19 protein-coding genes are annotated in these 23547 nt (G+C 58.3%); all 19 read right to left on the bottom strand.

What is annotated here, in order from left to right; translation table 11 throughout:
* Nucleotides 1-27 precede the first annotated feature (27 nt).
* The 19 genes from L6418_RS02165 to L6418_RS02075 all read right to left on the bottom strand — a co-directional run bounded on the left by L6418_RS02165 (nucleotide 28) and on the right by L6418_RS02075 (nucleotide 23521).
* Entirely contained in the window at nucleotides 28-1920 is a 1893-nt protein-coding gene (locus L6418_RS02165) for a chemotaxis protein CheA (protein ID WP_237247844.1), read from the bottom strand.
* Between the two features lie 97 nt (nucleotides 1921-2017).
* On the bottom strand, nucleotides 2018-2758 hold the full coding sequence (gene cheZ, locus L6418_RS02160) for a protein phosphatase CheZ (protein ID WP_237247843.1): 741 nt from the start codon (nucleotides 2756-2758) through the stop codon (nucleotides 2018-2020).
* A 7-nt stretch (nucleotides 2759-2765) separates the two neighbouring features.
* Nucleotides 2766-3164, bottom strand: coding sequence for a chemotaxis response regulator CheY (gene cheY, locus L6418_RS02155; protein WP_237247842.1), 399 nt, complete (start codon nucleotides 3162-3164; stop codon nucleotides 2766-2768).
* A 93-nt stretch (nucleotides 3165-3257) separates the two neighbouring features.
* On the bottom strand, nucleotides 3258-4205 hold the full coding sequence (locus L6418_RS02150; protein ID WP_237247841.1) for a chemotaxis protein: 948 nt from the start codon (nucleotides 4203-4205) through the stop codon (nucleotides 3258-3260).
* Between the two features lie 13 nt (nucleotides 4206-4218).
* Nucleotides 4219-5160 (bottom strand): chemotaxis protein, encoded by a 942-nt coding sequence (locus L6418_RS02145; protein WP_237247840.1) that lies wholly within the window; start codon nucleotides 5158-5160, stop codon nucleotides 4219-4221.
* Between the two features lie 221 nt (nucleotides 5161-5381).
* Entirely contained in the window at nucleotides 5382-7034 is a 1653-nt protein-coding gene (locus tag L6418_RS02140) for a methyl-accepting chemotaxis protein (RefSeq protein ID WP_237247839.1), read from the bottom strand.
* Between the two features lie 31 nt (nucleotides 7035-7065).
* Complete coding sequence (locus L6418_RS02135) at nucleotides 7066-8697, bottom strand: methyl-accepting chemotaxis protein (protein WP_237247838.1); 1632 nt, start codon at nucleotides 8695-8697, stop codon at nucleotides 7066-7068.
* 69 nt (nucleotides 8698-8766) lie between these two features.
* The gene (motB, locus tag L6418_RS02130; RefSeq protein ID WP_237247837.1) at nucleotides 8767-9789 is read right to left on the bottom strand and encodes a flagellar motor protein MotB; all 1023 of its coding nucleotides are present in this window, start codon (nucleotides 9787-9789) and stop codon (nucleotides 8767-8769) included.
* A 33-nt stretch (nucleotides 9790-9822) separates the two neighbouring features.
* The gene (gene motA, locus L6418_RS02125; RefSeq protein ID WP_237247836.1) at nucleotides 9823-10677 is read right to left on the bottom strand and encodes a flagellar motor stator protein MotA; all 855 of its coding nucleotides are present in this window, start codon (nucleotides 10675-10677) and stop codon (nucleotides 9823-9825) included.
* 189 nt (nucleotides 10678-10866) lie between these two features.
* Nucleotides 10867-11406 (bottom strand): flagellar transcriptional regulator FlhC, encoded by a 540-nt coding sequence (gene flhC, locus L6418_RS02120; RefSeq protein ID WP_237247835.1) that lies wholly within the window; start codon nucleotides 11404-11406, stop codon nucleotides 10867-10869.
* A gap of 17 nt (nucleotides 11407-11423) precedes the next feature.
* Complete coding sequence (gene flhD, locus L6418_RS02115; protein ID WP_237247834.1) at nucleotides 11424-11744, bottom strand: flagellar transcriptional regulator FlhD; 321 nt, start codon at nucleotides 11742-11744, stop codon at nucleotides 11424-11426.
* 285 nt (nucleotides 11745-12029) lie between these two features.
* A complete protein-coding gene (locus L6418_RS02110; protein ID WP_237247833.1) occupies nucleotides 12030-13709 on the bottom strand; it encodes a tetratricopeptide repeat protein in 1680 nt (559 codons plus the stop codon).
* Between the two features lie 60 nt (nucleotides 13710-13769).
* Nucleotides 13770-14354 carry a prepilin-type N-terminal cleavage/methylation domain-containing protein gene (locus L6418_RS02105; protein WP_237247832.1) on the bottom strand — a complete coding sequence of 195 codons (585 nt, stop codon included), beginning with the start codon at nucleotides 14352-14354 and terminating at the stop codon, nucleotides 13770-13772.
* 215 nt (nucleotides 14355-14569) lie between these two features.
* A complete protein-coding gene (locus tag L6418_RS02100) occupies nucleotides 14570-16159 on the bottom strand; it encodes an HD family phosphohydrolase (protein WP_237247831.1) in 1590 nt (529 codons plus the stop codon).
* Between the two features lie 31 nt (nucleotides 16160-16190).
* On the bottom strand, nucleotides 16191-18587 hold the full coding sequence (locus L6418_RS02095; protein WP_237247830.1) for a GspE/PulE family protein: 2397 nt from the start codon (nucleotides 18585-18587) through the stop codon (nucleotides 16191-16193).
* Nucleotides 18588-18614: 27 nt separating this feature from the next.
* Complete coding sequence (locus tag L6418_RS02090; protein WP_237247829.1) at nucleotides 18615-19691, bottom strand: cyclic nucleotide-binding domain-containing protein; 1077 nt, start codon at nucleotides 19689-19691, stop codon at nucleotides 18615-18617.
* A gap of 16 nt (nucleotides 19692-19707) precedes the next feature.
* Entirely contained in the window at nucleotides 19708-20472 is a 765-nt protein-coding gene (locus tag L6418_RS02085) for an MBL fold metallo-hydrolase (RefSeq protein ID WP_237247828.1), read from the bottom strand.
* Nucleotides 20473-20492: 20 nt separating this feature from the next.
* Nucleotides 20493-22724, bottom strand: a complete 2232-nt coding sequence (locus L6418_RS02080; RefSeq protein ID WP_237247827.1) for a CHASE2 domain-containing protein — start codon at nucleotides 22722-22724, stop codon at nucleotides 20493-20495.
* Nucleotides 22725-22780: 56 nt separating this feature from the next.
* Nucleotides 22781-23521, bottom strand: coding sequence for an FHA domain-containing protein (locus L6418_RS02075; protein ID WP_237247826.1), 741 nt, complete (start codon nucleotides 23519-23521; stop codon nucleotides 22781-22783).
* Between the last annotated feature and the right edge of the window lie 26 nt (nucleotides 23522-23547).

Below are 23547 nucleotides of genomic sequence, written 5' to 3'. Positions count from 1 at the left end.
GTTTTTTGATGGCTATGAACGCCTCACTCAATGACCGCCACGTACGTCGCTGAGCAACTCCTTGATGTCGAGGATCAGCACGATGTCGCCTTCGCTGGACATGGTGACGCCGGCCACACCCTTGGGCCGGAAGGTATCCAGCGATTTGATCACCACATCCTCGTGGCCGACGAAACCGTCGGCGGTCAGGATGAAGCTGTTGTTGCCGAACTGCATCAGCACGCCGACCTCCGACTTGTCGCTGCTGCCCCAGCCGATCAACTGCGACAGCGGCAGCACCGGCAGCACTTCGCCGCGCACCACCATGGTCGCCTTGCCCGAAACCTGCTGCAGTCCTTCCTGCGTGACCGGCAGGATCTCGCGCACCATCGACAACGGCACGGCAAACGACTGGTCGGCCAGGCGCAACACCAGCACCGGCAGGATTGCCAGGGTCAGCGGCAGGGAGATGGAGATGGTCGTCCCCTTGCCCTCTTCGGACTGGATATTGACCGTGCCGTTCAGCTTCTGGATATTGGTCTTCACCACATCCATGCCGACGCCACGGCCGGAAACGCTGGAGATCTGGTCCTTGGTCGAAAATCCGGGCAGGAAGATCAGCTCCAGACAGCGGGCCTCGTCCAGCGTGTTCGCTATCTCGGCCGTAATGAGGCCTTTCTCGATGGCCTTGTTGCGTATCACCTCGGGGCGCATCCCCTTGCCGTCGTCGACGATGGTGATCAGGATATGATCGCCTTCCTGACGCGCCGACAGCTCGACTACGCTTTTCTCTGGCTTGCCGGCGGCGATCCGCTCCTCCACGGTCTCCACGCCGTGATCCACCGCGTTGCGCACCAGGTGCACCAGCGGATCGTTCAGATCCTCGATCATGGTCTTGTCCATCTCGGTCTCTTCGCCGTTCAGCACCAGCTCGACGTCCTTGCCCAGCGAACGGGCCAGGTCGCGCGCCAGGCGCGGGTACTTCTTGAACAGGCGGCCGATCGGCTGCATGCGCGTCTTCATCACGGCATTTTGCAGGCTGACCACCAGCATATCCAGCTGGCTGACCGACTGGTCGAGTTCGCGCAAGGTATCGGGATCGCTGTGCCCCTGCAGGATGTCGGAACGCAAATGGGTCAGGCGGTTTTTGGTCAGGCCGATCTCGCCGGACAGGTTGAGTACCTGGTCCAGGCGGTCGGTATCGACGCGGATGGTCGTTTCTTTCGCTTCGGTAGCCGGGACATCGCCGGCACGGCGACCGACGGTCGTTCCCGGCACATCGGTGGAACGGCGGCCGAACGCCTTCCTGGTAGACTCTTCTTCGTTGATCGCCGCCGCGATCTGCTTTTCGTCCCGCACCGCGCCGACATCCTTGACGATGTCCGCACCTCCGGTGAGTGCGTTGTACAGCGCATCCCAATCGACGTTCTCAGCGCCTGCCGGTGCTGCGGCTGTTGCAGCCGCAGGGGCAACGGCAGTTGCAGCGGCTACCGGCGGAGCACTGGCCGCTGCCGGCTTTGCCGCAGACTTGACGATGGCGGCGACGGCTTTCCCGCTCAGCGCATTCTTCAACGCTTCGATCACTTCCGCCGGAGCGGCTGCGGGCTGCATGCTTTGCTGCAAATCGCCGAACATCTTGCGCACCTCCGCCGTAGCAGCAAAGATCACGTCCATCAACTCGGCACTCAGCGTCAGTTCACGGTTGCGCAGCTTGTCGAACAGGTTTTCGGTCAGGTGGCACAGCGTCACCAGTTCCGCCGCATTGAGGAAGCCGGCTCCGCCCTTGATGGTATGGAAACCGCGGAACACCTCGTTCAGCAGCGCGCTGTCGCCGGGATTCTTTTCCAGCTCCATCAGTTTGCTGTCCACATCGGACAGCATGTCGCCGGCCTCCATCAAGAAGTCCTGCAGCAACTCTTCCATTCCCACGAAATCGTTCATATCCGTCTCCCTATCGGGGAAGAGAGAAGGGCAACGGGGGAGGGGTCATCACCTCCGCGCCGCATATCCCCCTCCCTTCCCACCTCTCCCTTCCCCGTCAGAATCCCAAACTTTCCAGCAAATCGTCTACCTGGTCCTGGCTGGTCACCACGTCCGTGCGGCCCTGCGCATTGACCACTGGGCCGTTCAGCAAGCCGGTGTTCAGATCCGCCCTCACCGATGCCGGTACATTCTCCAGCAGCAACGCCAACAGCTGCTGCTCCATGCTCTGCGTCAGTTCGATGATTTTCTTGATGACCTGGCCGGTCAGGTCCTGGAAGTCCTGCGCCATCATGATCTCGGTCAGCTGTGCATTGGTCGCCCTGGTCTGCCTGGGCGTCTCATGCAGGTAAGCATGGGTCTGGGTGACCAGATCCTTGAACTGCTGCACATCGAGTTTCTTCTCGAACAGCAGGTCCCATTGTTTGGCCAGATGCTGGGCCTGGCTGCCCACCTTCTCGACCACGGGCTGCGCCTCGTCGATGGCGTTCAGCACCCGCTCGGCGGCCTGCTGCGTGAGCGTCGCCACATAGTTCAGGCGGTCCCGTGCGTCGGGAATGGTCGATGCCGCTTTTTCGATTTCCTTGTTCAGGCCCAGTTCGCGCAGCGTGTCGTGCAAGGCGCGGGCCATGTGGCCGATCTGGTTGATGACCTTGGCGGGATCGCCATCGCCTGCCAGCGCAGGGGCGTTGGCCGCCGTCACCGCGGCCGGCTTGCCTTCATTCGCATTCGCCGCAATGATGCTGTCGAACAGTGCTTCGAGGTCGTCTGAATCCTGGGTTGCAGTATTGGTAGCCATGCCTGCCTCACTTGTTGAGTTGCGGGAACGCCGCAAATATCTTCTTCAGCTTCTCGTCCAGAGTCGCCGCGGTGAACGGTTTCACCACATAGCCGGAAGCGCCTGCTTTTGCTGCCTCGATGATGTTTTCCTTCTTTGCTTCCGCCGTCACCATCAATACCGGCAGGTGTTTGAGATTGTCGTCTGCACGGATCGCGCGCAGCAGATCGATGCCGGTCATGTTCGGCATGTTCCAGTCGGACACGACGAAATCGAAGGACTCGCCGCGCAGTTTGTTCAGGGCATCCACACCGTCCTCGGCTTCCTGTACATTGGAAAAACCAAGCTCTTTAAGAAGATTCCGCACGATGCGCCGCATCGTGGAAAAATCGTCCACCACCAGAAATTTCGTATCTTCTATGCCCATTACTTTCTCCTAAACACAGCTGTCAGTTTCCATATCGCCCGTCGGCAGCATCGCCGACGATGTCAACCGGCAACTATCGGTCATCCAGCACCTTCACGTCAACAACGGACGCAGCGTCGACGACAACACGATCGAATCGAATTTCGATACGTAATAATCCACCCCTACGCGCTTGCCCATGGCGCGGTTCGCATCAGACGACAGCGACGAATGCATCACCACCGGGATGTCGTCAAAACGCTGGTCGCCCTTGATATGCTGGGTCAGCACATAGCCATCCATCTCCGGCATTTCCGCATCGGTGAGGATGACCTGGATCTGGTCGTGCAGGTTGATGCCCGCGCTCTGCGCCGCATCTGCCATGGCTTTCAGCCGGTCCCAGGCCTCGCGTCCGTTGTTGGACTGGATGTGCTTGACCCCCATCTTGTCGAGCACCTCGACGATCTTGCGGCGCGCCACCAGGGAATCGTCGGTGAAGAAGACGCACAGCTCGTGTTCCGACTCGATCCGCTCGACATTGCCGACCACGGCCTCGCCGAACGCATCGGCCAGGATCTGCTCGACATCGAGGATGGACACCAGCGTGCCGTCCTCCAGTTCGGTGATGGCGTTGATCAGCGCACCTTTGTCCGACAACATGCCCTCGGTGGGATGGACCTTGTCCCAATCGACGCGGATGATGCGATCGACCCCCTCGACGAGGAATCCCAGGATGTGGCGGTTGAATTCGGCCACCAGCATGGTCTCGTGTTTCTTCTCCGGCTTCATGCCGAGGAAATTGGCCAGGTTCAGCACCGGCATGACATGGCCGCGCAGGCTGACGATGCCGTCCACGCCACCCGGCATGTTCGGCGTGCGCGTGACCTTGCCGATCTGGCATACCTCCTTGACCTTGAACACATTGATGCCGAATTTCTCGTTGCTGCCCAGATTGAACAGCAGGATCTCCATCTTGTTGGTGCCGGCCAGATTGGTGCGCGCATCGATCTGGTCCATCAGACCGTCATGCCCGCCACTCACCATGTCTTCAGCATAAGTCATCTTTCCCTCCTCACTAGGCCAGCAACCGGGTCAACGTCTGGGCCAGTTTCTGCGGCTCGAACTTCGATACATATTCGTCCACGCCCACCGCCTTGCCCAGCTGCTGGTTGGACGAGCTGGACAGGGACGAATGCATCAGCACCGGGATGCCGGAAAAACGCTTGTCCGACTTGATCTTGCGGGTCAGCATGTATCCATCCATTTCCGGCATCTCGACGTCGGTCAGTATCACCTGCACCATATCCTTCACCGAGGTATGCGAGGCATCGGCATAGTCGGCCATCTTGGACAGTTCCTGCCATGCCTGCCGCCCGTTGATGGCGGCGATGGCCTTGACCCCCATCGCATCCAGCGTGCGCTGGATCTGGTGCCGGGCCACGGAAGAGTCGTCGGCATAGAACACCGTGCGATCCTTGCCCAGCGGCTTCACGCTCTTGAAGATCATCTCGTCGGTGTCGAAGCGCCCGGTCTCGGACAGCACCTTCTCGACGTCCATCATCATCACCAGCCGGCCATCCTTCAACTCGGTGATCGCCGTCACCAGGCCGCCCATCTGCGCCACCAGCATCGCGGGCGGTACGCGCATCGCCGACCAGTCCAGGCGCAGGATGTTGTCCACCGCCTTGACCAGGAAACCCTGGGTATGACCGTTGTATTCGGTGACGATCATGATGTCCGCCTTGTCGTCGGTCTCGATGCCGGCATATTTGGCCAGATCGATCACCGGCACCAGGGCGCCGCGCAGGCTCACCATGCCCTCCACCGACTCCGGCATGTCCGGCGCACGGGTGATGGCCGGGATACGCATCACTTCGCGTACCTTGAACACGTTGATGCCGTATGTCTCCTCGCGCCCGGTGCGTTTATCCAGGCCGAGCGTGAACATCAGTATCTCCAGCTTGTTGGTGCCCGCCAACTTGGTGCGGGCATCGATGTTCTTCAACAGATCAGACATATATATCTCCTTCGGATGACGGGGATAAAGCCTCCCGCCTCCTGATTCTCAATTGCCTGGCCGCATATTTCGTACGCGGATAGCCGGCCTTGCCAGCTTCATCGGCAGATTTCGCCGTTTCTTCAGTGCCGGACCGGATATCCTGCGCGAACCGGCTATCCTTGTCCACCATACTGCTGTCTCTCCCCGGGTATCGAGCCCCGCAGGCGCATGCACGATCCCTACGCCCTGAACCGTGCAACGGCGCCCTGCAGTTCTTTCGCCAGGCTTTCCAGCCGCACGATATCCTGAGCGTTGGAATCGACGGCGGCGTGGTTCTCCTCCGACATCTGCGCGATCTTCTCCACGTTGCGCGCGATCTCGGTACTGGCCAGGCTCTGTTCGCCCACCGAAGCGGCGATGTCGCTTACGCCATCCCTGGATTGCCTGACCGCATCGCCCGTTCCCGCCAGCACCTCGGCGACCCGCTCGACCTGTTCCTGGGTGGTATGCAGGGAGCGCAATCCTGCCTGCACCGTCGTTTCGACGTGCGTTGATTTCTGGTTCAGCGAATTGGTGACCAGGTCGATTTCGCTGGCCGACTGGGCGGACTTCTCCGCCAGTTTGCGCACCTCGTCCGCCACCACGGCGAAGCCGCGCCCCTGTTCGCCGGCACGCGCCGCCTCGATGGCGGCGTTCAGCGCCAGCAGGTTGGTCTGGTCGGCGATGTCCTTCACCTGCTGCGTCATGCTGGCGATGGCGCGCGTGCTCTCGACGAACTCCTTGACCGAACTGGCGATCTGGTTGACGGCGTCCTGCACATTATCGATCTCCGCCATCATCACGGTGACGCTCTCATTGCCCTGCGTAGCCTGTTCCAGGCTGCGTTCGGCTATCTTGCGCACCTCCTCGGTGTTCGACGCCACCGAGGTGATGCTCACGGTGATCTCTTCGATCGCTGCCGCAGTCGAGGCGGCGGCCTCGCTCTGCACTTGCGATCCCTGGGTGATCTGGGTGGAAGAAGCGGCAAGCTGGGTTGCCGTCGACATGACGGTATCGGCGCTGTTGTGGACCTGGCGGATGGTCTGGCGGAAGCTATCCATCAGCGCGTTGAAGGATCTGGCGGCCTGTGCCAATTCGTCATTGCCGTGGATGGCGACAATCCGTGTCAGGTCGCCATCGGCTGCTGTACGCGTCATCGCATCGCTCATCTCGCCGGTGGAACGGACAATGCTCGAGATGATGGAATAACCGAGCCCCACACCGACCGCGAGCGACAGCAACATGCCGAACAGCATCAGCATCTCCATCCGGTGCGCAGCGGCCATCGCCTCTTCCAAGGCCTGTTTCGACATATCGTCCTCGAACTGGGCCATGTCGCGCCCGCGCTCGACCACCGCTGTCACCAACGGATTGATCTTGAGCAGCACCAGATGTTCCGCGTCGTACCAGCGCTCGCTCTTGATTGCTTCCACTGCCGGATCCAGCCCCTCCTCCAGGAAGGCGCGACGGGCTGCGGAAAACTCCTTCAGCTTGGCACGACCTTCGTCGGTATTGGAATTTTTTTCCATCTCCTCGACGTATTGATTCAACTTCACCTTGTTCGCGGCAATCTGGTCCAGATGCTTGCCGATCGGATGGTCGTGCAGTTTGCTGGCCGAATTGGAAGGATCGTGCATCAATCCCAGCAGCACTTCCGTGCGCTGGTCTGCCAGTGTGAACATGATGCGATTCGCCAGCCGGATCAGCAGGATGTGCCGTTTGGCGATGTCCTGCGTTGCGTTCTGCAGCTGGGTGATGGCGTAGTAACTGGTCGCCTGGTTGAACACGATCACCGCCATGATGGCACCCACCAGCAGGACCAGCCTTGCCTTGATTGTCATATTGCCCAGCATTTCATTCTCCTCGCCATCCAGTTTCAGTCCCTTAAACCTTGAAGCGCGAAACCGCACTGTTCAGTTCAGCTCCCATGCGCTCCAGTTCCGCAATGTCGTGAGCCGTCTGCTCAATCGCCCCATGGTTCTTCTCGGCCATACTGGCGATCTGCTCGATGTTGCGCGTGATCTCGTTGCTTGCCGCCCCCTGCTCGCCCACCGCCACGGCGATTTCGCCCACGCCGACATTCGATTCCCTGACCGCCGCGCCGGCCTCGTTCAGCACCGCCGCCATCGATTCGACGTGCTTGTGCGTGATCTGCAGCGACTGCACGCCGGACGCGATGGCCTGTTCAACGCGCGCGGATTTCTCGTCCAGCTTGCTGGTCACCTTGTCGATTTCGCTGGCCGACTGGGCGGACTTCTCCGCCAGTTTGCGCACCTCGTCCGCCACCACGGCGAAGCCGCGCCCCTGTTCGCCGGCACGCGCCGCCTCGATGGCGGCGTTCAGCGCCAGCAGGTTGGTCTGGTCGGCGATGTCCTTCACCTGCTGCGTCATGCTGGCGATGGTGCGTGCGCTCTCCACGAACTCGCCGGCGGCGGATGCGATCTGTTGCACGGCATTCTCGATGCTCTGTATCTCGCGCACCATCTCCTCCACGCTGCGGTTGCCGCGTTCGGTCTGCTGCAGGCTCTTCTCGGACAGTCCGCGTACCGCCCTGGTGTTCTCCGCGACCGAGTTGATGCTGGCGGTGACCGCCCCGACCGCCGTCGCAGTGGATGAGACCGCCTTGCTCTGTTCGCGCGAGCTGTTCTCCACTTCGGACGAGGTGGCCGCGATATGGCCGGTGGTCCTGTTGATCCTGCCGACGCCGTCCAGCACCTGGCGGATGATCACGGTAAAACTGTCGATCAGGGCGTTGAACGCCGCCGCCGTCTGGCCGACCTCATCCTTGCTGTGCACCGACACCCTGCGCGACAGATCGCCATCCGCCTGCATTGCCAGCATCACCTGCTGCAATTCGCGGGTCGGGCGCGTCACCTGGTTGATCAGCCAGCCGATGACGAAGAACAGCACCATCTGCACGGCGATCTGCCCCACCCACAATGCCGCGCTGGCCCTGTTCATCGCCGCGTATTCACCGGTCATGTCCAGGCTGACCGTCACTGCCCCGACCACCGTGCCCTCGTCGACCATGTGGCATTGCATGCAGTTCGTTCCGGTGCCGCGAAAATTCTTTGCAGCGGCGATCGGCACCACCACGCGCAGGATGCGCTTGCCGTTCCTCTCGAAAAACTGGCTTTGCTGCTCGCCCCCATTCAGCGCCGCGCGATCAAGATCGTCCTTGATCTGCTCTTCGTCCGTGCCGGCGCCAAACTGCTTCTGCACCGCTGCCCCGCGCACGATGCGCAGCTCTTCCGCCTGGCTGGATGCCGTCATTTTCCTGACGAACAGGCGCCGCTGATCGACATCCGAGATGGTGCCGTTCAGCATCATCATATTCAAACCGTTGAACGTGCCATCCGCCGGAATCACCGCCCGGTTCCTGGCATCCTCCAGCACGCGCATCTCGTAGCGATCGAACGCCCAGCGCTGGGCGACAACCATCACGACCAGCAATATCAGCTGGATGGGGATCTGCAACTTGTTCTTGATCGACAGCTTGCTCCACCAGTCATTCATTTGCGGCCTCCGGTCCCTGTTGCTTCTTTACCCGCCTGTTTAACCATAGCGGCATGGGACTTGTATTCTTTAATGTGCGGCAGCAGGCGGCTCGGCAACGCCGACAGCCGATCCTGCCGGCTCTTGCGCCGCCGCGACCGCCGGCGCCGAGGCGGCAAGCACACCCGATGCCGCATCCAGCGGATCGCCGGTTTCGGCATCGATATTGACGCTGCCACCGTCATGCGATGCCGCTTCTTCAGCCCGCTTGTTCATCACGATAATGCTGATGCGCCGGTTGATCGGATTGAGCGGCTGCACCTTGTCGAACAGCACTGCAGACGACAATCCCACAACGCGGACGATCTTCTCTTCCGCCAATCCCCCGGTGATCAATTCGCGTCGCGACGCATTGGCACGGTCGGACGACAACTCCCAGTTGCTGTAATGCCTGTCCGCTGTCACATAAGGTTGCGCGTCGGTATGCCCCGACAGGCTAACCTTGTTCGGCATGTCGTTCAGCATCTTGCCGATCTCGTGCAGTATGTCCTTGGTGTACGGTTCCAGCTCCGAGCTACCGCTCTGGAACATCGGGCGGTTCTTTTCATCCACGATCTGCACCCGCAAACCTTCGCTGGTCAGATCGAGCAATATCTGGTTCTTGTATTTCTTCAGCTTGACATCGGTGTCGATCGCCTTCTCGATATTGGCCTTGAGTTCCTTGAGCTTTTCCAGCTCCCGCTTCCTTTCCAGCCGCTCGAACTCTTCCTGCGTCGCCTTGAGGTTGATCACCTTTTTTTCCGGCAGCAGTTCGCCGGATTTGACCTGCCCGGTGCTGCGCGTGAGGTCCTGTCCGCCCCCCTTGATGATGCTGGAGCTGTCGCCGCTGCCCGCACCACCCATCAGGGCAACTTTCAGGGGAGTCTTGAAATATTCCGAAATACCCTGGAGATCCCCTTTGGCGGTCGAGCCCAATAGCCACATGAGCAGGAAGAACGCCATCATCGCGGTAACGAAGTCTGCATAGGCAATCTTCCACGCGCCGCCGTGATGACCGCCCGCCACTTTCTTGATGCGCTTGATGACTATAGGTCGTTTATCTTCGTTCGCCATGACTGTGGACTATGGGTCTTGTTATCGAAGCAATCATCGTTTCTGCTTGACGTGTTCTTCCAGCTCGGCGAAACCGGGGCGCTCGGTCGAATTCAGCGCCTTGCGCCCGAATTCGACCGCCATCGCAGGCGCATAACCATTGAGATTTGCCAACAGGACGACCTTGATGGCCTGGAGCATCTTGCTGCCCTCCTCGGCCTTTTGCTCCAGCAGCCCGGCCAGCGGACCGACGAAACCGTATGCCAGCAGAATGCCGAGGAAGGTTCCGACCAGCGCATGCGCGATCAACATGCCCAGCTCTGCAGGGGGGATGCCCACCGACTCCATGGTATGCACCACCCCCATCACCGCCGCGACGATACCGAAAGCCGGCATGCCGTCGCCAAGCTTGGCGATAACATGGGATGACACCAGCGCTTCGTGGTGGTGCGTCTCGATCTCCACATCCATCAGGTTTTCGATTTCCATGGCATTGAGGTTGCCGCTGACCATAATGCGCAAATAATCGGTCATGAATTCGACCGCGTGGTGGTCGGCCAATATCTTCGGGTATTTTGCGAATACCGGACTTTCATGCGGATTCTCGACATCGCCCTCGATGGACATCAGGCCTTCTTTGCGCACTTTGCCGAGCAGCTCGTACATCAGCGCCATCAGCTCCATGTAGCTTTCTTTGGTGTATTTCGCGCCTTTAAACACGCTCGGCAGGTCTTTGAAGGTGGCCTTCACCGATTTCATGGTGTTGCCGACAAAAAAGGCCCCCAGCGCACCGCCGCCGATCATCAGCAACTCCAGTGGCTGGAACAATGCTCCCAGATGCCCGCCGGCCAGGGCGAAACCGCCGAAGACGGAGCCCAGAACCACGATATAACCAACAATCACCAGCATTTTTACGCTCCCTCGAGTCGAAACTTTCTTGATTTTACGATGGTATCGTAGCAGCCAGGCGCCCTGTTCATGCATGGAACAGGATGAAAATTCCGCAGCATTTCAGTTTTCAGCAATCCCGGACGCAACAACGCCGCCACTGCTGATGATACCTACTCGTCAGTAGTAGCGGCGCCCGGTACAAGAACTTTAGGCGACTGCGGCCTCGGCTTGCGCAGCTTTTTTCGTTTTTCCCGCACGCGAAGGGGGGCGGCAGATACCGCAACTGTAGTTCGCACAGAGTTCGTTACTGTGCACCACGAATTGCCCTCCACACTCTTTGCATTCTGTCAGTTGCAGCATTCCGGCATCGAAGAAGCGGATCAGGAACCATGCTCGAGTAATGCTCAGGACTGGCTCATCGACCACCTCCACCTGTTCAAGATAGAGGCGATAGCTTTTGATCAGAGCCTCCACACCGGAGATGCCGGCGTTCCTGGTCAGATATTGATGTATCCCCATAAACAGGGAGGAATGGATGTTGGGCAACCAGCTCATGAACCAGTCGGTCGAATATGGCAACATGCCCTTGGATGGCGACTCGCCCTTGACCTCTTTATAGAGCCGCAACAACCGCTCCCGGCTCAACCCGGTCTCCTCCTGCAACAACTGCAGGCGCGCGCCCAGCTCGATAAGGTCGACCGCTATCTGGATCTCGCGCGCCTCGTTCACAACGCTCTTGTTCCGCATGATTTTGGCCCGTCCGCTCAGATCGTCAGGGCTTCGGCAGGCTGGCCGGACATCAGGATGGCTGCATGCGCCTGCGACATCATTCTGTCCTTGTTGTAGTCGGTGACCATGTTGAGCAACAGGCGCTCATCAAAGCGGAATCGGCACAGCAGCATGTTAGATGCCGCCATTTTGAGCATCTGCGCCGGAGAAAGCCCGACAATCAGGTCCGCCAACTCCTCGCTCACCCCAAGACGGAAAATCGCACTCGCCTTATCGTCGCGGATCATTTGCTGCGCAAGCAACATATAAGAAAGATTCGTTTCCTTGATTTCCTCATGCATTTGCTTCGTGTTCATAGCAGTCCCCTCGCTTAAACATTGTGTTGTCTTGTTACGACGATTGCATTCTCGGGGAGAACCGCCAAGGAAAATATCCGACGTATTCCGATTATCGTGTAGGAATATGACCTACAAATGAACGGAATCACCCCTCTTGGCCAAATAAGCCAAGAGGGGTGATTCAGGCGGCACGTAGCAATGCGAGGGGACACAATTGCACGTATGGATAGTGTATCGACAAAGATTTCTGAAACTTTAGCGATTTTATGAAAAATAATTTCCATTCGTTTTTATTAAAATAAATCAATTAGTTGAACCATCACCTTGATTTTCTCCCATCGAATTGCGTCCTCGATGCTGAACTTTCAGAATCAGGCAGGCCACCTTATTGTTAAGTTTGCAACTTTGCTCCATCTGCAGCATTGACTCCTCGTCCCGATGCAGGAGTTTTAGAGTCATCCCTTTGGAAAAATATACTTGGCTATCGTCTGGCTGGAGGGATATTGCTGTATCGAATTGCGTCAGCGCCTCCGCGAATCGTCCAGCATTGCCATATGCCGCTCCCAACAAATAATGTATAGGCTCCAATTCCGGACTTATATCGGATGCACGTTTGAAATCGGCTGCGGCAGCCTCCCACTTCTTTTCAGCCATCTCGGCTTGCCCGCGGTTAAAATAAATACGATCCGCTCCAGCCACCTGTTCATCCTTAAGCAGAATCGCAGCCTCATTCCACAAGCGATAACTATCCGAAAAAATCCACAAACGCGCCCACGATAATGGAATGAACAACAGCAGCAGACAGACCATTATCAGTCTCCCCCTTTGTTCCGGCAACTTTGCCAAGACAATAGGTATAAACAAAGCCATACCGGGCATCCACAGATAGCTGCGATACAGCACGAAAGGCTCCTGCATGCGAATCCCCGCCATCTCTACCCAGAATAACAGCCAGGGATAAAGCATGGCGAAGCCGAACAGGCCGCTCGTACCGCCGCGCAGCAGCAGACGAATACCAAACATTCCGTATAGCATGAAGGCAATGCCGCCGAGCCACGCCTGCCATGATGTTGCCGCAGCAAGGAAAGTTTCGCGCATGTCGATCGACATTAACGTCGGGTCCGGCAATATCCACAACAGCAGATATTTGAAGAACAAGCCTGCCTGCGTCAGGGCACTGAGCAGATGCAACACCGGCGTGCTTTCTTCGATACCCTGCTGCGCGAACAACTGCTTGGCCATCGGCTCGTAAGGACTGCCCAGCACGCCGTGTGCACGCAAAGTAACAAATAGCGCAATGGCAATGAGCGCCAACCAGGTCAGCCACAATACATGCCGATCAACCCGCTTCCCGCTGCTCAGCAACAAACCCATAGCCCATAACACCGCAGGCATTAGTACGCTGTGCTCTTTCGAAAAACAGGCCAGGAAATAGGCGAGTACCGCCAGGGCAAACCAGCGCCTTTCACCGCTCAACAGACCGTGCAAATACGCGAGGAGCATCAGCAGCGAGAACAGCGTGCTCATCAGGACGCTGATCTGGATTACATATCCGACGGCAAATGCCGCCACTGGATGCAGGGCGAACACCGATGCCCCGAACCATGCACCACGTACCGCACGCGCAGGCTCAATCTCATACGCCTGAACCGCAGCGACCAGGTTACGCAGGAAATAAAATAGCAAAACCGCATTGGCAGCATGCAGCAGCATGTTGCATAAACGGTAGATGTACGAAAATTCACTGCTGAATATCGCGTATAACCTGCCTAGGCTGGCATAAGGCAGCCAGCGCAGGCCGAAATCGAAACTATTGCTCTTGTATACCTCAACGGTATCGGTAGAAAAAAAACTCAAGTCATCGAAAAAAAATTGGCTGCCGAGAAATGGTAAATAGATTGCGCCTACCAGCGCGCACAGCCCCAATACCCAGCCCCGGTCATGCCGGGAAAAATAATTGATCAATCTGGCACGATGTTTCACGTATTCCTCACGCAAAAAAAGGCCCCTCCATGGAGGGGCCTTTTTGCACTAAATAATGCTTTAAGGACAATTTGCGCCGGAATTATTGAAGAATTTCTTGGCGATCGTATCCAAATTAGTGCTGCACGCGTAGAGAACTGGCAGCGAAGTCATGCCGGCCCCGACGCCACTTGCAGCCAGAGTGATCGTGCCACCTGCCGCAACCGTTTGGCCCGTGACTGGACCAAGAACCACCGACTGGCCGTCAATCGTAGTCGCCTTTATCTTTCCGGTCGCAAATGTGAGCGACAATCCATACTGGTCGCCTGATGCAGATGCAGAATAATCAATCCGACTCAGTTCCGGCGGCAGGTTAACAGTCGTTAAACCCAGAGAGGTCCATACCGATGGTGTTCCCGTTCCAGCCGTAGCGCCATAAAGCCATGCGTCGGTTGTGGCAGCCCCAGTAGTCGGGAACGATCCATTCTCCTGATAGTACATGGCGATTGCTGTCTTGATGGGATCCAGAGATGTAACCACTTTGGACAGCTTGGCCTTGACCACATAGTCCTGATAAGCAGGAATCGCCACCGCCGCCAGAATACCGATGATCGCAACCACGATCATCAGCTCGATCAGGGTGAAACCTTTTTGAATTTGTTTCATATTGAGCTCCTTGGAAGAATTTATTGTGCCTTTGCGGGCTACACACATGGTGTGCTCATACATACTAGCAGAAGCCGTGCCAAACGTTAAGTTCACAAAAAAACCTATCGCTCCCTCAGCTTATTCACCAGACTTACACGAATAAACATTTGACCAAAACAAAAATCGTCAGCCGGCTGACGATTTTTGTCACCCCGACCCGCTTAAAGCAAGAGTCAGGGCGTATAGCCGGGTATCCTGCTTTCGTCCACCTCGTCGATCTGTTCCGGCCGGAGGAATTGCCTGGCGTAATCGAGATAGACCTTTTCGCGGATGAACACATCGAACAGGTCGGGATCGATATGGCCGTTCTCCTTGAATTTACCCAGAATCGTCAGCGATTCAGTGAGCGTCTTGCCTTCCTTGTAGGGGCGGTCCTTGGCCGTCAGCGCCTCGAAGATATCGGCGATACCCATGACCCGCGCCTGTACCGACATCTGGTCACGCGTCAGCCCCTTGGGATAACCCTTGCCGTCCATACGCTCATGATGCCCGCCGGCATATTCGGGCACCCGCTTCAGGTGGTTCGGCCAGGGCAACGCCTCCAGCATCTTGATAGTGACGTTGATGTGACGATTGATGATCTCGCGTTCAGCCGCGTTCAGGGTACCCGAACGGATGGTCAGGTTCTCGATTTCCTCCTCGCTCAGGAAATCCGCCAATTTGCCCTCGGCATTGCGCCATTGGCGCTTGGCGATCTGGTGCACGCGGGCGATATCGGCATCGCGCATCTTCTCCGAACCGACGTTGCACAGGCGCAGGAATTCGCGCTCGTCGCCGAGCTGCCCGATCAGTGCCTGATAATCCGCCTGAGTCCTGCCGCCCCTGAGCATCTCGATCTCCGCATCGCGCTTCAGCACCTCGAAACGCGTGTCGATCATGTGTATGCGGTCGAAGATGGTTTGCAGCTTGGTGGATTTGTCGACCACGTGGACCGGCGTGGTGATCTTGCCGCAATCGTGCAACAACCCGGCGATCTTGAGTTCGTAACGGTCCTTGTCGGTCAGGTTGAAGTCTTTCAGCACGCCGAGTCTGGAGTGGTTCGCCGCCTCGGCCAGCATCATGGTCAGGGCAGGTACACGTTCGCAGTGCCCGCCGGTATAGGGCGATTTATCGTCGATGGCCGTGTTAATGAGGTTGATCAATGATTCAAACAAGTCCTCAAGCTGCTGAATAAGGCGCCGATTGGTTAGGGCGATGGCCGCCTGCGAAGCCAAAGACTCAAGCAGATGCTGATCGTCTTCAGAGAACGACACAATCACGCCACTTTCCCTATCCTGCGCATTAATGAGCTGCAAAACTCCGATGATTTGGCGCTCATGGTTCTTCATCGGCACTGCAAGGAACGAAGTAGAGCGATAGCCATTCTTCTTGTCGAAGCTTTTGGTACCCGAAAAGTCAAAGCCCTCGGCGGTATAGGCATCAGGGATATTCACCGTCACATCTTCCAATACAACATGCGCAACCACCATAGAATGGTTGGGTTTCCCATCCTTGTCGATCAGTTGGATTGGATAAGGCGTAATGGGATTGCCACTAGTACCACCCTGCGCGGTGCCCAGCGAGTCAGTGCGCATGATCGAGAATTTGAGCTGTTTATTTTCTGGCTCATACAGATACAAAGTTCCTGCATCGGCATTGGTGATTCGCTTGGCGGCAACCAGGATGGTCTCCAGCAGCCGATCAATATCCCGCTCACTAGAAAGAGCCACACCAATCGCATTCAATTCTTCCAGTCGGTGCAACAGATTCTCGCTTTGCATCATAACTATTCCCGATTCTGCAGTGGAGCTAAAGCTACTTGATACAGACGGCACGAACCTGGTGGATGTCGGTGATGCCGCTCAACACCTTCTCGATACCGTCCTGCTTCAAGGTGCGCATCCCTTCTTCCAGCGCGATGGCAAACAGTTCCGCGACGCGCGCATGTTCCTGGATGGCTTTTTTCACCGGATCGGTACCGATCAGCAGTTCGTGCAGGCCGACGCGCCCGCGATAACCGGTGCCGGAGCATTTCTCGCAACCAACCTTCTCGTACAGCGTGATCTGCCCCTTGTCGTCCCCGAACAAGCGGACCCACTCGGCATAGAGAGCCTTGTAGGCTGCATTCGGGTCTTTTTTCCAGGTTTCCGTATTCATCAGCTCGGCCGCATATTCGGTGAGCAGGGCCTTGATCTCGTCCTGCGTGGCGATATGCGCTTTCTTGCAATCCTTGCACAGGCGCTTGGCCAGACGCTGCGCCAAGATGCCGAGCAGCGCATCGGCGAAGTTGAAGGGGTCCATGCCCATGTCGAGCAGGCGGATGATCGATTCCGGCGCACTGTTGGTGTGCAGGGTGGCGAACACCAGGTGGCCGGTCAGCGACGCCTCGATGCCGGTGGAAACCGTTTCCTTGTCGCGCATTTCGCCGACCATGATCACGTCCGGGTCGGCACGCAGGAATGAGCGCATCACTGTCGCAAAATCAAGACCGGCCTTCTTGTTGACCTGCACCTGGCGCAGACCTTTCTGCGTGATTTCCACCGGATCTTCCGCCGTCCAGATCTTGGTATCCGGCGTGTTGATATGCTTCAGGATCGAATGCAGCGTGGTGGTCTTACCGGAACCGGTCGGGCCGCACACGAAAAACAGGCCGTAGGGCTTGCTGACCGTCTTCTTCACCAGTTCCAGATTGCGGGCCGAGAAGCCCATCTGGTCGAGTGGAATGGGCTCGCCGGAAGCCAGGATACGCATCACCACATCCTCGACACCGCCCTGCGAAGGGATGGTCGCCACGCGCAGCTCGATATCCAGCGGACCGTACTTCTTGAACTTGATCTTGCCGTCCTGCGGCTTGCGCTTCTCCGAAATATCCAGATCGCACATGATCTTCAGGCGCGTGACCAGCGCATTGCGGAAGGTGGAGGGCACTTCGATGTAATTCATCAGCGAGCCGTCCTTGCGCAAGCGTATCAAGGTCTTGGCCTTGCCGGGCTGCGGTTCGACATGGATATCCGATGCTCCCATCTTGTATGCATCGATGATGATCTTGTTGACCAGCTTGACCAGTTCGTTGTCGGCCGCAGCGCTGACATCATCCTGGCTGGCACCGTTCGCATCTTCCTCCTCGCCGCTGCCCAGCGAGGTGAGCAGGTCGTCCATGCTCCCCATGTCTTCGAAACTGCCGGTGACATCGCCCACCCCGCCACCGCCACCGCCGTAGAACAGGTCGAGCGTGGCCTTGAATTCGCGCTGGGTACACACCTTGTAGATCAGGCGGTTCTTGGGGAAGATGTTGTTGACCACGCGCGAAGCCTGGATCCGCTCCGGGTCGGTGGTGAGAATCACCACCCCTTCCGGCGTATCGTCCACCGGCACCCAGTGGCTGCTTTCCACATACTCGCGCTTCAGGTTGCGCAACAGCTCGGACGGCTTGATCCGGTCTGGCTTGTACGGTTCATACGGCACACCGAAGAAACTGGACAATGCCTTGCCCAGCGCTTCCGGCTTGACCTGGAATTCGTTCAGCAACACCTCTTCCACATCGATGCCCTTGCGTCGGGCGGTGCGCGTCGCCAGTTCGAATTCGGCCGCCGACATCACGGCATCGGCAACAAGGTAATCGTATTTGGTCTTGACCGTGCTGGCCTGCTGCTGGCGCTGCTTGAGCGCCACCGCCAAGGTCTGCGCCAGCTCACGCGCGCCTTCTTCCACCATCGACGGGAAGGGTATGCCGGCCTTGTTGTTGATGACCTGCATCACCCCGATCAGGTCACCGCCTTCGACATCGACGATGGGCGCGACCAGCATCTGCTTGGTGCGATAGCCGGTGCGCCTGTCCACATCCTGCAGGAAACGCAAGGTCGAACTGTAGGCCGCCAGCTCATGCTCGTCGTAGACATCCTTGAGGTTGAGCATCTTCTTGTGGAAGGCGGCATAGCCCGCAATGCTCTGCTCGGCGATCGGCAACTTGAGGTCCTTGAACGAGTTCAGCCCGGTCTTGACCTTGGAGATCAGCGACGCCTTGTCTTCGCCGACCACGTAGATCGTCAGCCTGTCCGCATTGAACAGGCTGCAGATATCCTTGCTGACGTCCAGCATGATCTCGTCGATGTTGCTGGTAGCATGGATCTTGTTGGTGACGTGGTTGAGGTTCTTGGTGAACTCCAACCGCAACCCCATGTCGTTCATATTGCCTTGTGCCGGACTGGCCATGCTTTTTTCTCCTCGACCTTTCAACCGCTATTGTTGTTGCGCCTTGGGCACGGACCACAAACCGTTCTCCAAGACATACACATCGTATCCCGCCTGCGCCAGAATGAACGCGGCAGCCGCGCTGCGGCGGCCGCTCTGGCAATAGGCGATATAGGGCGTCGCCCTGTTCAGCACACCGATCGCATTCCGGATGTCATTGAGCGGGACGTTGATCGCTCCCGGCAGCTTGTCGTGACGATATTCGGGAGGATGCCGCACATCCAGCCAGACCGCCCCCTGCGCCACTTTCTGTTTTGCATCCTGGTAGCTGATGCGATGCAACAGCGGCTCCTGCATCAACTGCATGAAGTCCTGCTTTTTCAGCCGCAGCAGCACACCGTTGCTTTTCATCGTCACCGTGGCATTGCGCTTGGAATCCGAGATCAGCGCTTCCTCGCCGAACACGTCGCCGGCCTTGAGTTCTGCCAGCACCAGATTCGCCCCGCCGACCAGTCGGGTGACCTGGGCCCGCCCGCTCTCAATCAGATAGTAATAATCGCCTTCGTCGCCTTCGCGGATGATGACATCCTTGTCCCACACCGCGATGGCCTCGATGCGATTGAGCAGCTCGCCGATATTGGCGGACGGCAGGTAGGCGAATGGACTGTTGCTCAGGTTCTCCGCGCTGAACATGCCGGAATTGAGCAGTCTCTTCACGGCCGACTCGGAGCCCTCCTTCACCGCCATCGGCTTCACATCGTCGTGATAGGTGAACTGGTCCCAGGTCACCATGCGATCAAGCAGATCGTCGTTCACCCGCAGCAGCTGTACGTTGCTGAGAGCCTGCGCCGCACGGATGTCAGGCTGGCGCTTCCCGATGGGATGCCGCGCCCACTCCGAGCCGGCCCGGATAACCACGCGGTTGTTGTCTTCGTACTCCACTTCCAGTTCGCCGCGCAACAGGTAGACCGATTGCCCCACCGGCGGATGGTCCTTGAATGGGTCGCTGCCCTGCGCCACGCTTTCCACATGGCAGTAATCGAGCAGCTCGCGCAAGCGCGCCGGGCTGAACGACGAGATCGGTTCCAGCGCGGCGAGTACTCTGATGTCCAAAAGATCTTGCATGATGTCTGTCCGTTCGCTAGAACTCGAACACCTGCCCGTTTTGCAGCATCTTCGGCACAAAACCCCGCACGCACTCGCTGACTTCCTGCATGGTCAGCTCGATCTCTCCCGGTTTCAGGTGAGTGACATAAATTTCGGGGTTGAGCTTGAGCTTGTGCAGTTCATCGGCCAGCAAGGAAGGGCAAAGATGCTTGGAGACGACGGCCAGCTCCTTCTCGGCGTTGGAGAAGGCCGTCTCGACGATCAGGTATTCAAGATTGCGGATGCGGTTGACGGCCTCCCAGAGCGCATCGCATGTGGTGGTATCGCCGCTGAATACCAGGCTGGCCTTGCCGCTGTCGATCTGGAAGCCGACAGCCGGGACCACATGGTTGGCTGGCAATGGCGTGATCATGCGTCCGCCTATCTCAACGGTTTCGCCGCACGCAATGCGCTCGAAACGCAACAGCGGCTGGTGCAAAGTCGGAATCTCGGTGAAATCAGGCCAGATCTCCCAGTTGAAGACGTGCTGCTTGAGGATGGCGATCGTCTCGTCGGTGGCATGGATGACCAGCGGCTGGCCGCGCATGAATCCGACACTGTCGACCAGCAAGGGCAGGCTGGCAATGTGATCCAGATGCGAGTGCGTCACGAAGACATGGTCGATCACGCACATCTCGGCCAGACTGAGATCGCCGACGCCAGTCCCGGCATCGATCAGTACATCGTGATCGAGCAGCATCGAGGTGGTACGCAAATTCCCCCCGATCCCGCCACTGCATCCCAATATTCTCAGTTTCATCGTTAGCGTTCCTGCCAGCCTTATTTCGTCTTGAACACGAATACCCCGTCCCACTTCTCGCCGGGGGGGGTGTTGCGGTAATGGGCCACGCGTTCGGCATACACCTGATAGAGCCTGGCCTGTGGTGCCATCTTCAGCAGACTGAGCAGCTGCAGCTCGGCCTGGTCCCATTGCTGTTTGCGATACATGTCCAGGGCCTGATGGAACAACTGAACCTCTTCCAGCACCGACTGCTCGACCTGGCCGGCCAGACCGAGCGGTTCGAAAATCGCCACCGGCTTGTCCTTGCCCTTGACGCGCACCAGATCGAGCTCCCGGTAGACGAATTCGGGAGCGGCCTCCCGGGTGGTTTCGCCCACCAGCACCCCGACCCCGTATTCCTTGGTGATGCCTTCCAGACGCGACGCCAGATTCACCGCATCGCCCATCACCGTATAGGCCACCCGCACTTCCGAGCCCATGTTGCCCACGCTCACCCGCCCGGAATTGATCCCCACGCCGACATGGATCGGTGGCCAGCCGCGCTCCCTGAAATGCGGCTGCAGTCCGCTCAGCGTACGCTGCATCTCCAGCCCGGACAGCACGGCATGGTATGCATGGCGCGCTTCTGGCAACGGTGCCCCCCAGAACGCCATGATACAGTCGCCCATGTATTTATCAATCGTACCGCGATGGCCATAGATCACCCGCGACAGCGGGGTCAGGAACTCGTTCATCAGCAGCGCCAGTTCCTTCGGATCCAGCCCTTCCGAGATCGTGGTAAAGCCTCGCACATCGGAGAACAGGATGGTCATCTCGCGGCTTTCGCCTTCCATCGAGACCTGCTCCGGGTTCTTGCTCATCTCGTCAACCACTTCGCTGGGCACATATTGCCCGAACAAACTGGTGATCTGTCGCTTGGTGCGTTCGGTCGTGAAATAACCGAAGGTCATGTTCAGCGCAAACAGCGCGAGGGCCAGGATCAATCCGCCGGCCATGGGCAGCGCGATATTGCCGTACTGCCACAATGAGCCGTTGAAGACGATCTCCAGCAACAGCATCCCGGCAGACAGCAGGGTTCCGTACATGGGGCTCAGCAGCGGAAGCAGGATGGCCAGCACCATGCCGACCACCAGCAGCAGCAACACGTTCGCGCCCAGCACATAAGGCGGATTCTGCTTGACGTTCTGGTTGAGGATGCCGCTGATCATGTTGGCATGGACCTCCACACCGGGATAGACCTCGCCGACCGGGGTGGAACGCATATCCATCAAACCCGGTGCGGAGGTTCCCACCAGCACGATCTTGCCTTGCAGCTCTGCCAGCGGGGTGCGCTCATGCAGGACGTCCGCCGCGGAAATATAACGGAACGTACCACGCGCTCCGCGGTACGGCACCAGCGCACCGACCTCGGCATCCACCGGAACGAGCAGATCGCCCTGCGACGACTCCAGCGTCAGCCACTCCAGTCCGCCGTAGTTCTTGTCTTTGCCCGGCGCATATCCCGGCGACAGTTTGGGCATCCCCAAGGCGGCGCGTGCCACCGCCAGCGACAGGGATTCGTAATACGCCCCGTTGTATTCGACGATCATCGGTATGCGCCGCACTTCACCGTCAAAATCCACCACCGGATTGAAATGTCCGGCCGTCGCCGCACTGTCTTGCAATTCCGGCAAGTTCGCGCCATAGCTGTCCCAGCGCATAACGGAGATTGGTCGCCCTTTGAACGTCCCTGCCGCGAACACCGGCTCGGGCAATACACCGGAGACGCTACGGTCCGAGCCGTGCTCGCTGTTGCTGAAGTAATACCCCAACACCACGTTGCGCTGCCTGATCTTGTCGGCGAAGAGTTTGTCGTATTCGAGGTGGGGCTTGAGCTGCGCCAGGACCGACTGGAATTGCGCCACGTTCCTGAGCTGGTTGCGCCCCAGCTCCTGCAAGACCTTCAGGCCGGAGCTGCTGTCCCGTTCCGCAAACACCACGTCGAAACCCGTCACCACCACGCCGTAGTGATCGAACAGCTCATCCATCAGCCTGGCCAGCTTGTCGCGCCCCCATGGCCAGCGTCCTTCTTCCTTCAGGCTTTTTTCGTCGATATCGAGGATGACGATGCGGTCGTCCGCCTTATTCGGCAGAGTGAGACGCATGCGGTAATCGTACAGCTTGGCGTCGATGAACTGGACGAAGCCGAGGCGATACAACCTGGCCGCATCGCCCATGAACAGGAGGACAAGCGATATGCCGAGCGCCATAAGAAGTGCGTGCTTCTTCACTTGCCACCCCGACCTTCACACCCGCAGGTTGCGCACTGACCGATCACTTTGGGTAATCAGGTTTTGTAGTAGAACTCCATTTTCACCCCGGCCAGCTCGATGAGGTCATGGTCGCGCAGTTGGTGCGGCTGCTCGCCGATGGACGAACCGTTCACCGTGGGGAAACTGCCGCCTTCCACGTGAGTGATGAAATAACCGTGCGGCCGGCGCGCCAGCACGGCCACCTGTACGCCCGGTTTGCCCAGCGTGGTCAGGTTCTTCACCAGTTCAAGTTCTTTGCCCGCATTGGGTCCGTTCAATATCTGCACCAGGGCGACGGGCAGCTGTCCGCCGGCGGCTTCCGCCGGCACACCGCTGTTCGTGACATTGAGTTGCGGGCTTGCCTCGCTTTTTCGCGTCACAGTGACGTCCAGCGGCGACTTCGCGGTCGCCTCCCCTACCGGCATCTTGACCGGGGCGCGCAGCACCATGGTCTTCTCGAAATCGGCAGCAGAGGTCTGCGTCGGCTGGTCGTTCAGGTATTTCAGCTTGTATTTGCCGATCTCGATCAGGTCGTTGTTCTGCAGGAAATGCTTCTTGGTCGGCGTGCCGTTGACCGCCAGGCCGTTGGTGCTATCCAGGTCTTCCAGGAAGGAATCGTTCAGGATGGTGACGATGGCCGCATGCTCGCTGCTCACCGCGAGGTTGTCGATCACGATATCGTTGTGCGGCTTGCGGCCTATCGTGGTGCGTTCCTTGTTCAGCGGATATTCTTTCAGCACCACCCCGTCCATGCTGAGTATCAATTTAGCCGGCATATCATCAATCCCCGTAGTTAATTCTT

The organism is Sideroxyarcus emersonii (assembly GCF_021654335.1).
In the GTDB taxonomy this organism is placed as follows: Bacteria; Pseudomonadota; Gammaproteobacteria; order Burkholderiales; family Gallionellaceae; genus Sideroxyarcus; species Sideroxyarcus emersonii.
The sequence above is the reverse complement of the archived record's forward strand: the minus strand, read 5'-3'. Positions and strand labels throughout refer to the sequence as shown.

What these genes read in the sequence shown, in the direction of transcription:
- flhC (WP_237247835.1), bottom strand. Translation starts at nt 11,406, where the DNA reads ATGCGGAACAAGAGCGTTGTGAACGAGGCGCGCGAGATCCAGATAGCG.
- motB (WP_237247837.1), bottom strand. Translation starts at nt 9,789, where the DNA reads ATGGCGAACGAAGATAAACGACCTATAGTCATCAAGCGCATCAAGAAA.
- L6418_RS02165 (WP_237247844.1), bottom strand. Translation starts at nt 1,920, where the DNA reads ATGAACGATTTCGTGGGAATGGAAGAGTTGCTGCAGGACTTCTTGATG.
- L6418_RS02075 (WP_237247826.1), bottom strand. Translation starts at nt 23,521, where the DNA reads ATGCCGGCTAAATTGATACTCAGCATGGACGGGGTGGTGCTGAAAGAA.
- cheZ (WP_237247843.1), bottom strand. Translation starts at nt 2,758, where the DNA reads ATGGCTACCAATACTGCAACCCAGGATTCAGACGACCTCGAAGCACTG.
- motA (WP_237247836.1), bottom strand. Translation starts at nt 10,677, where the DNA reads ATGCTGGTGATTGTTGGTTATATCGTGGTTCTGGGCTCCGTCTTCGGC.
- L6418_RS02140 (WP_237247839.1), bottom strand. Translation starts at nt 7,034, where the DNA reads ATGCTGGGCAATATGACAATCAAGGCAAGGCTGGTCCTGCTGGTGGGT.
- L6418_RS02090 (WP_237247829.1), bottom strand. Translation starts at nt 19,691, where the DNA reads ATGCAAGATCTTTTGGACATCAGAGTACTCGCCGCGCTGGAACCGATC.
- cheY (WP_237247842.1), bottom strand. Translation starts at nt 3,164, where the DNA reads ATGGGCATAGAAGATACGAAATTTCTGGTGGTGGACGATTTTTCCACG.
- L6418_RS02145 (WP_237247840.1), bottom strand. Translation starts at nt 5,160, where the DNA reads ATGTCTGATCTGTTGAAGAACATCGATGCCCGCACCAAGTTGGCGGGC.
- L6418_RS02135 (WP_237247838.1), bottom strand. Translation starts at nt 8,697, where the DNA reads ATGAATGACTGGTGGAGCAAGCTGTCGATCAAGAACAAGTTGCAGATC.
- flhD (WP_237247834.1), bottom strand. Translation starts at nt 11,744, where the DNA reads ATGAACACGAAGCAAATGCATGAGGAAATCAAGGAAACGAATCTTTCT.
- L6418_RS02100 (WP_237247831.1), bottom strand. Translation starts at nt 16,159, where the DNA reads ATGATGCAAAGCGAGAATCTGTTGCACCGACTGGAAGAATTGAATGCG.
- L6418_RS02150 (WP_237247841.1), bottom strand. Translation starts at nt 4,205, where the DNA reads ATGACTTATGCTGAAGACATGGTGAGTGGCGGGCATGACGGTCTGATG.
- L6418_RS02095 (WP_237247830.1), bottom strand. Translation starts at nt 18,587, where the DNA reads ATGGCCAGTCCGGCACAAGGCAATATGAACGACATGGGGTTGCGGTTG.
- L6418_RS02085 (WP_237247828.1), bottom strand. Translation starts at nt 20,472, where the DNA reads ATGAAACTGAGAATATTGGGATGCAGTGGCGGGATCGGGGGGAATTTG.
- L6418_RS02105 (WP_237247832.1), bottom strand. Translation starts at nt 14,354, where the DNA reads ATGAAACAAATTCAAAAAGGTTTCACCCTGATCGAGCTGATGATCGTG.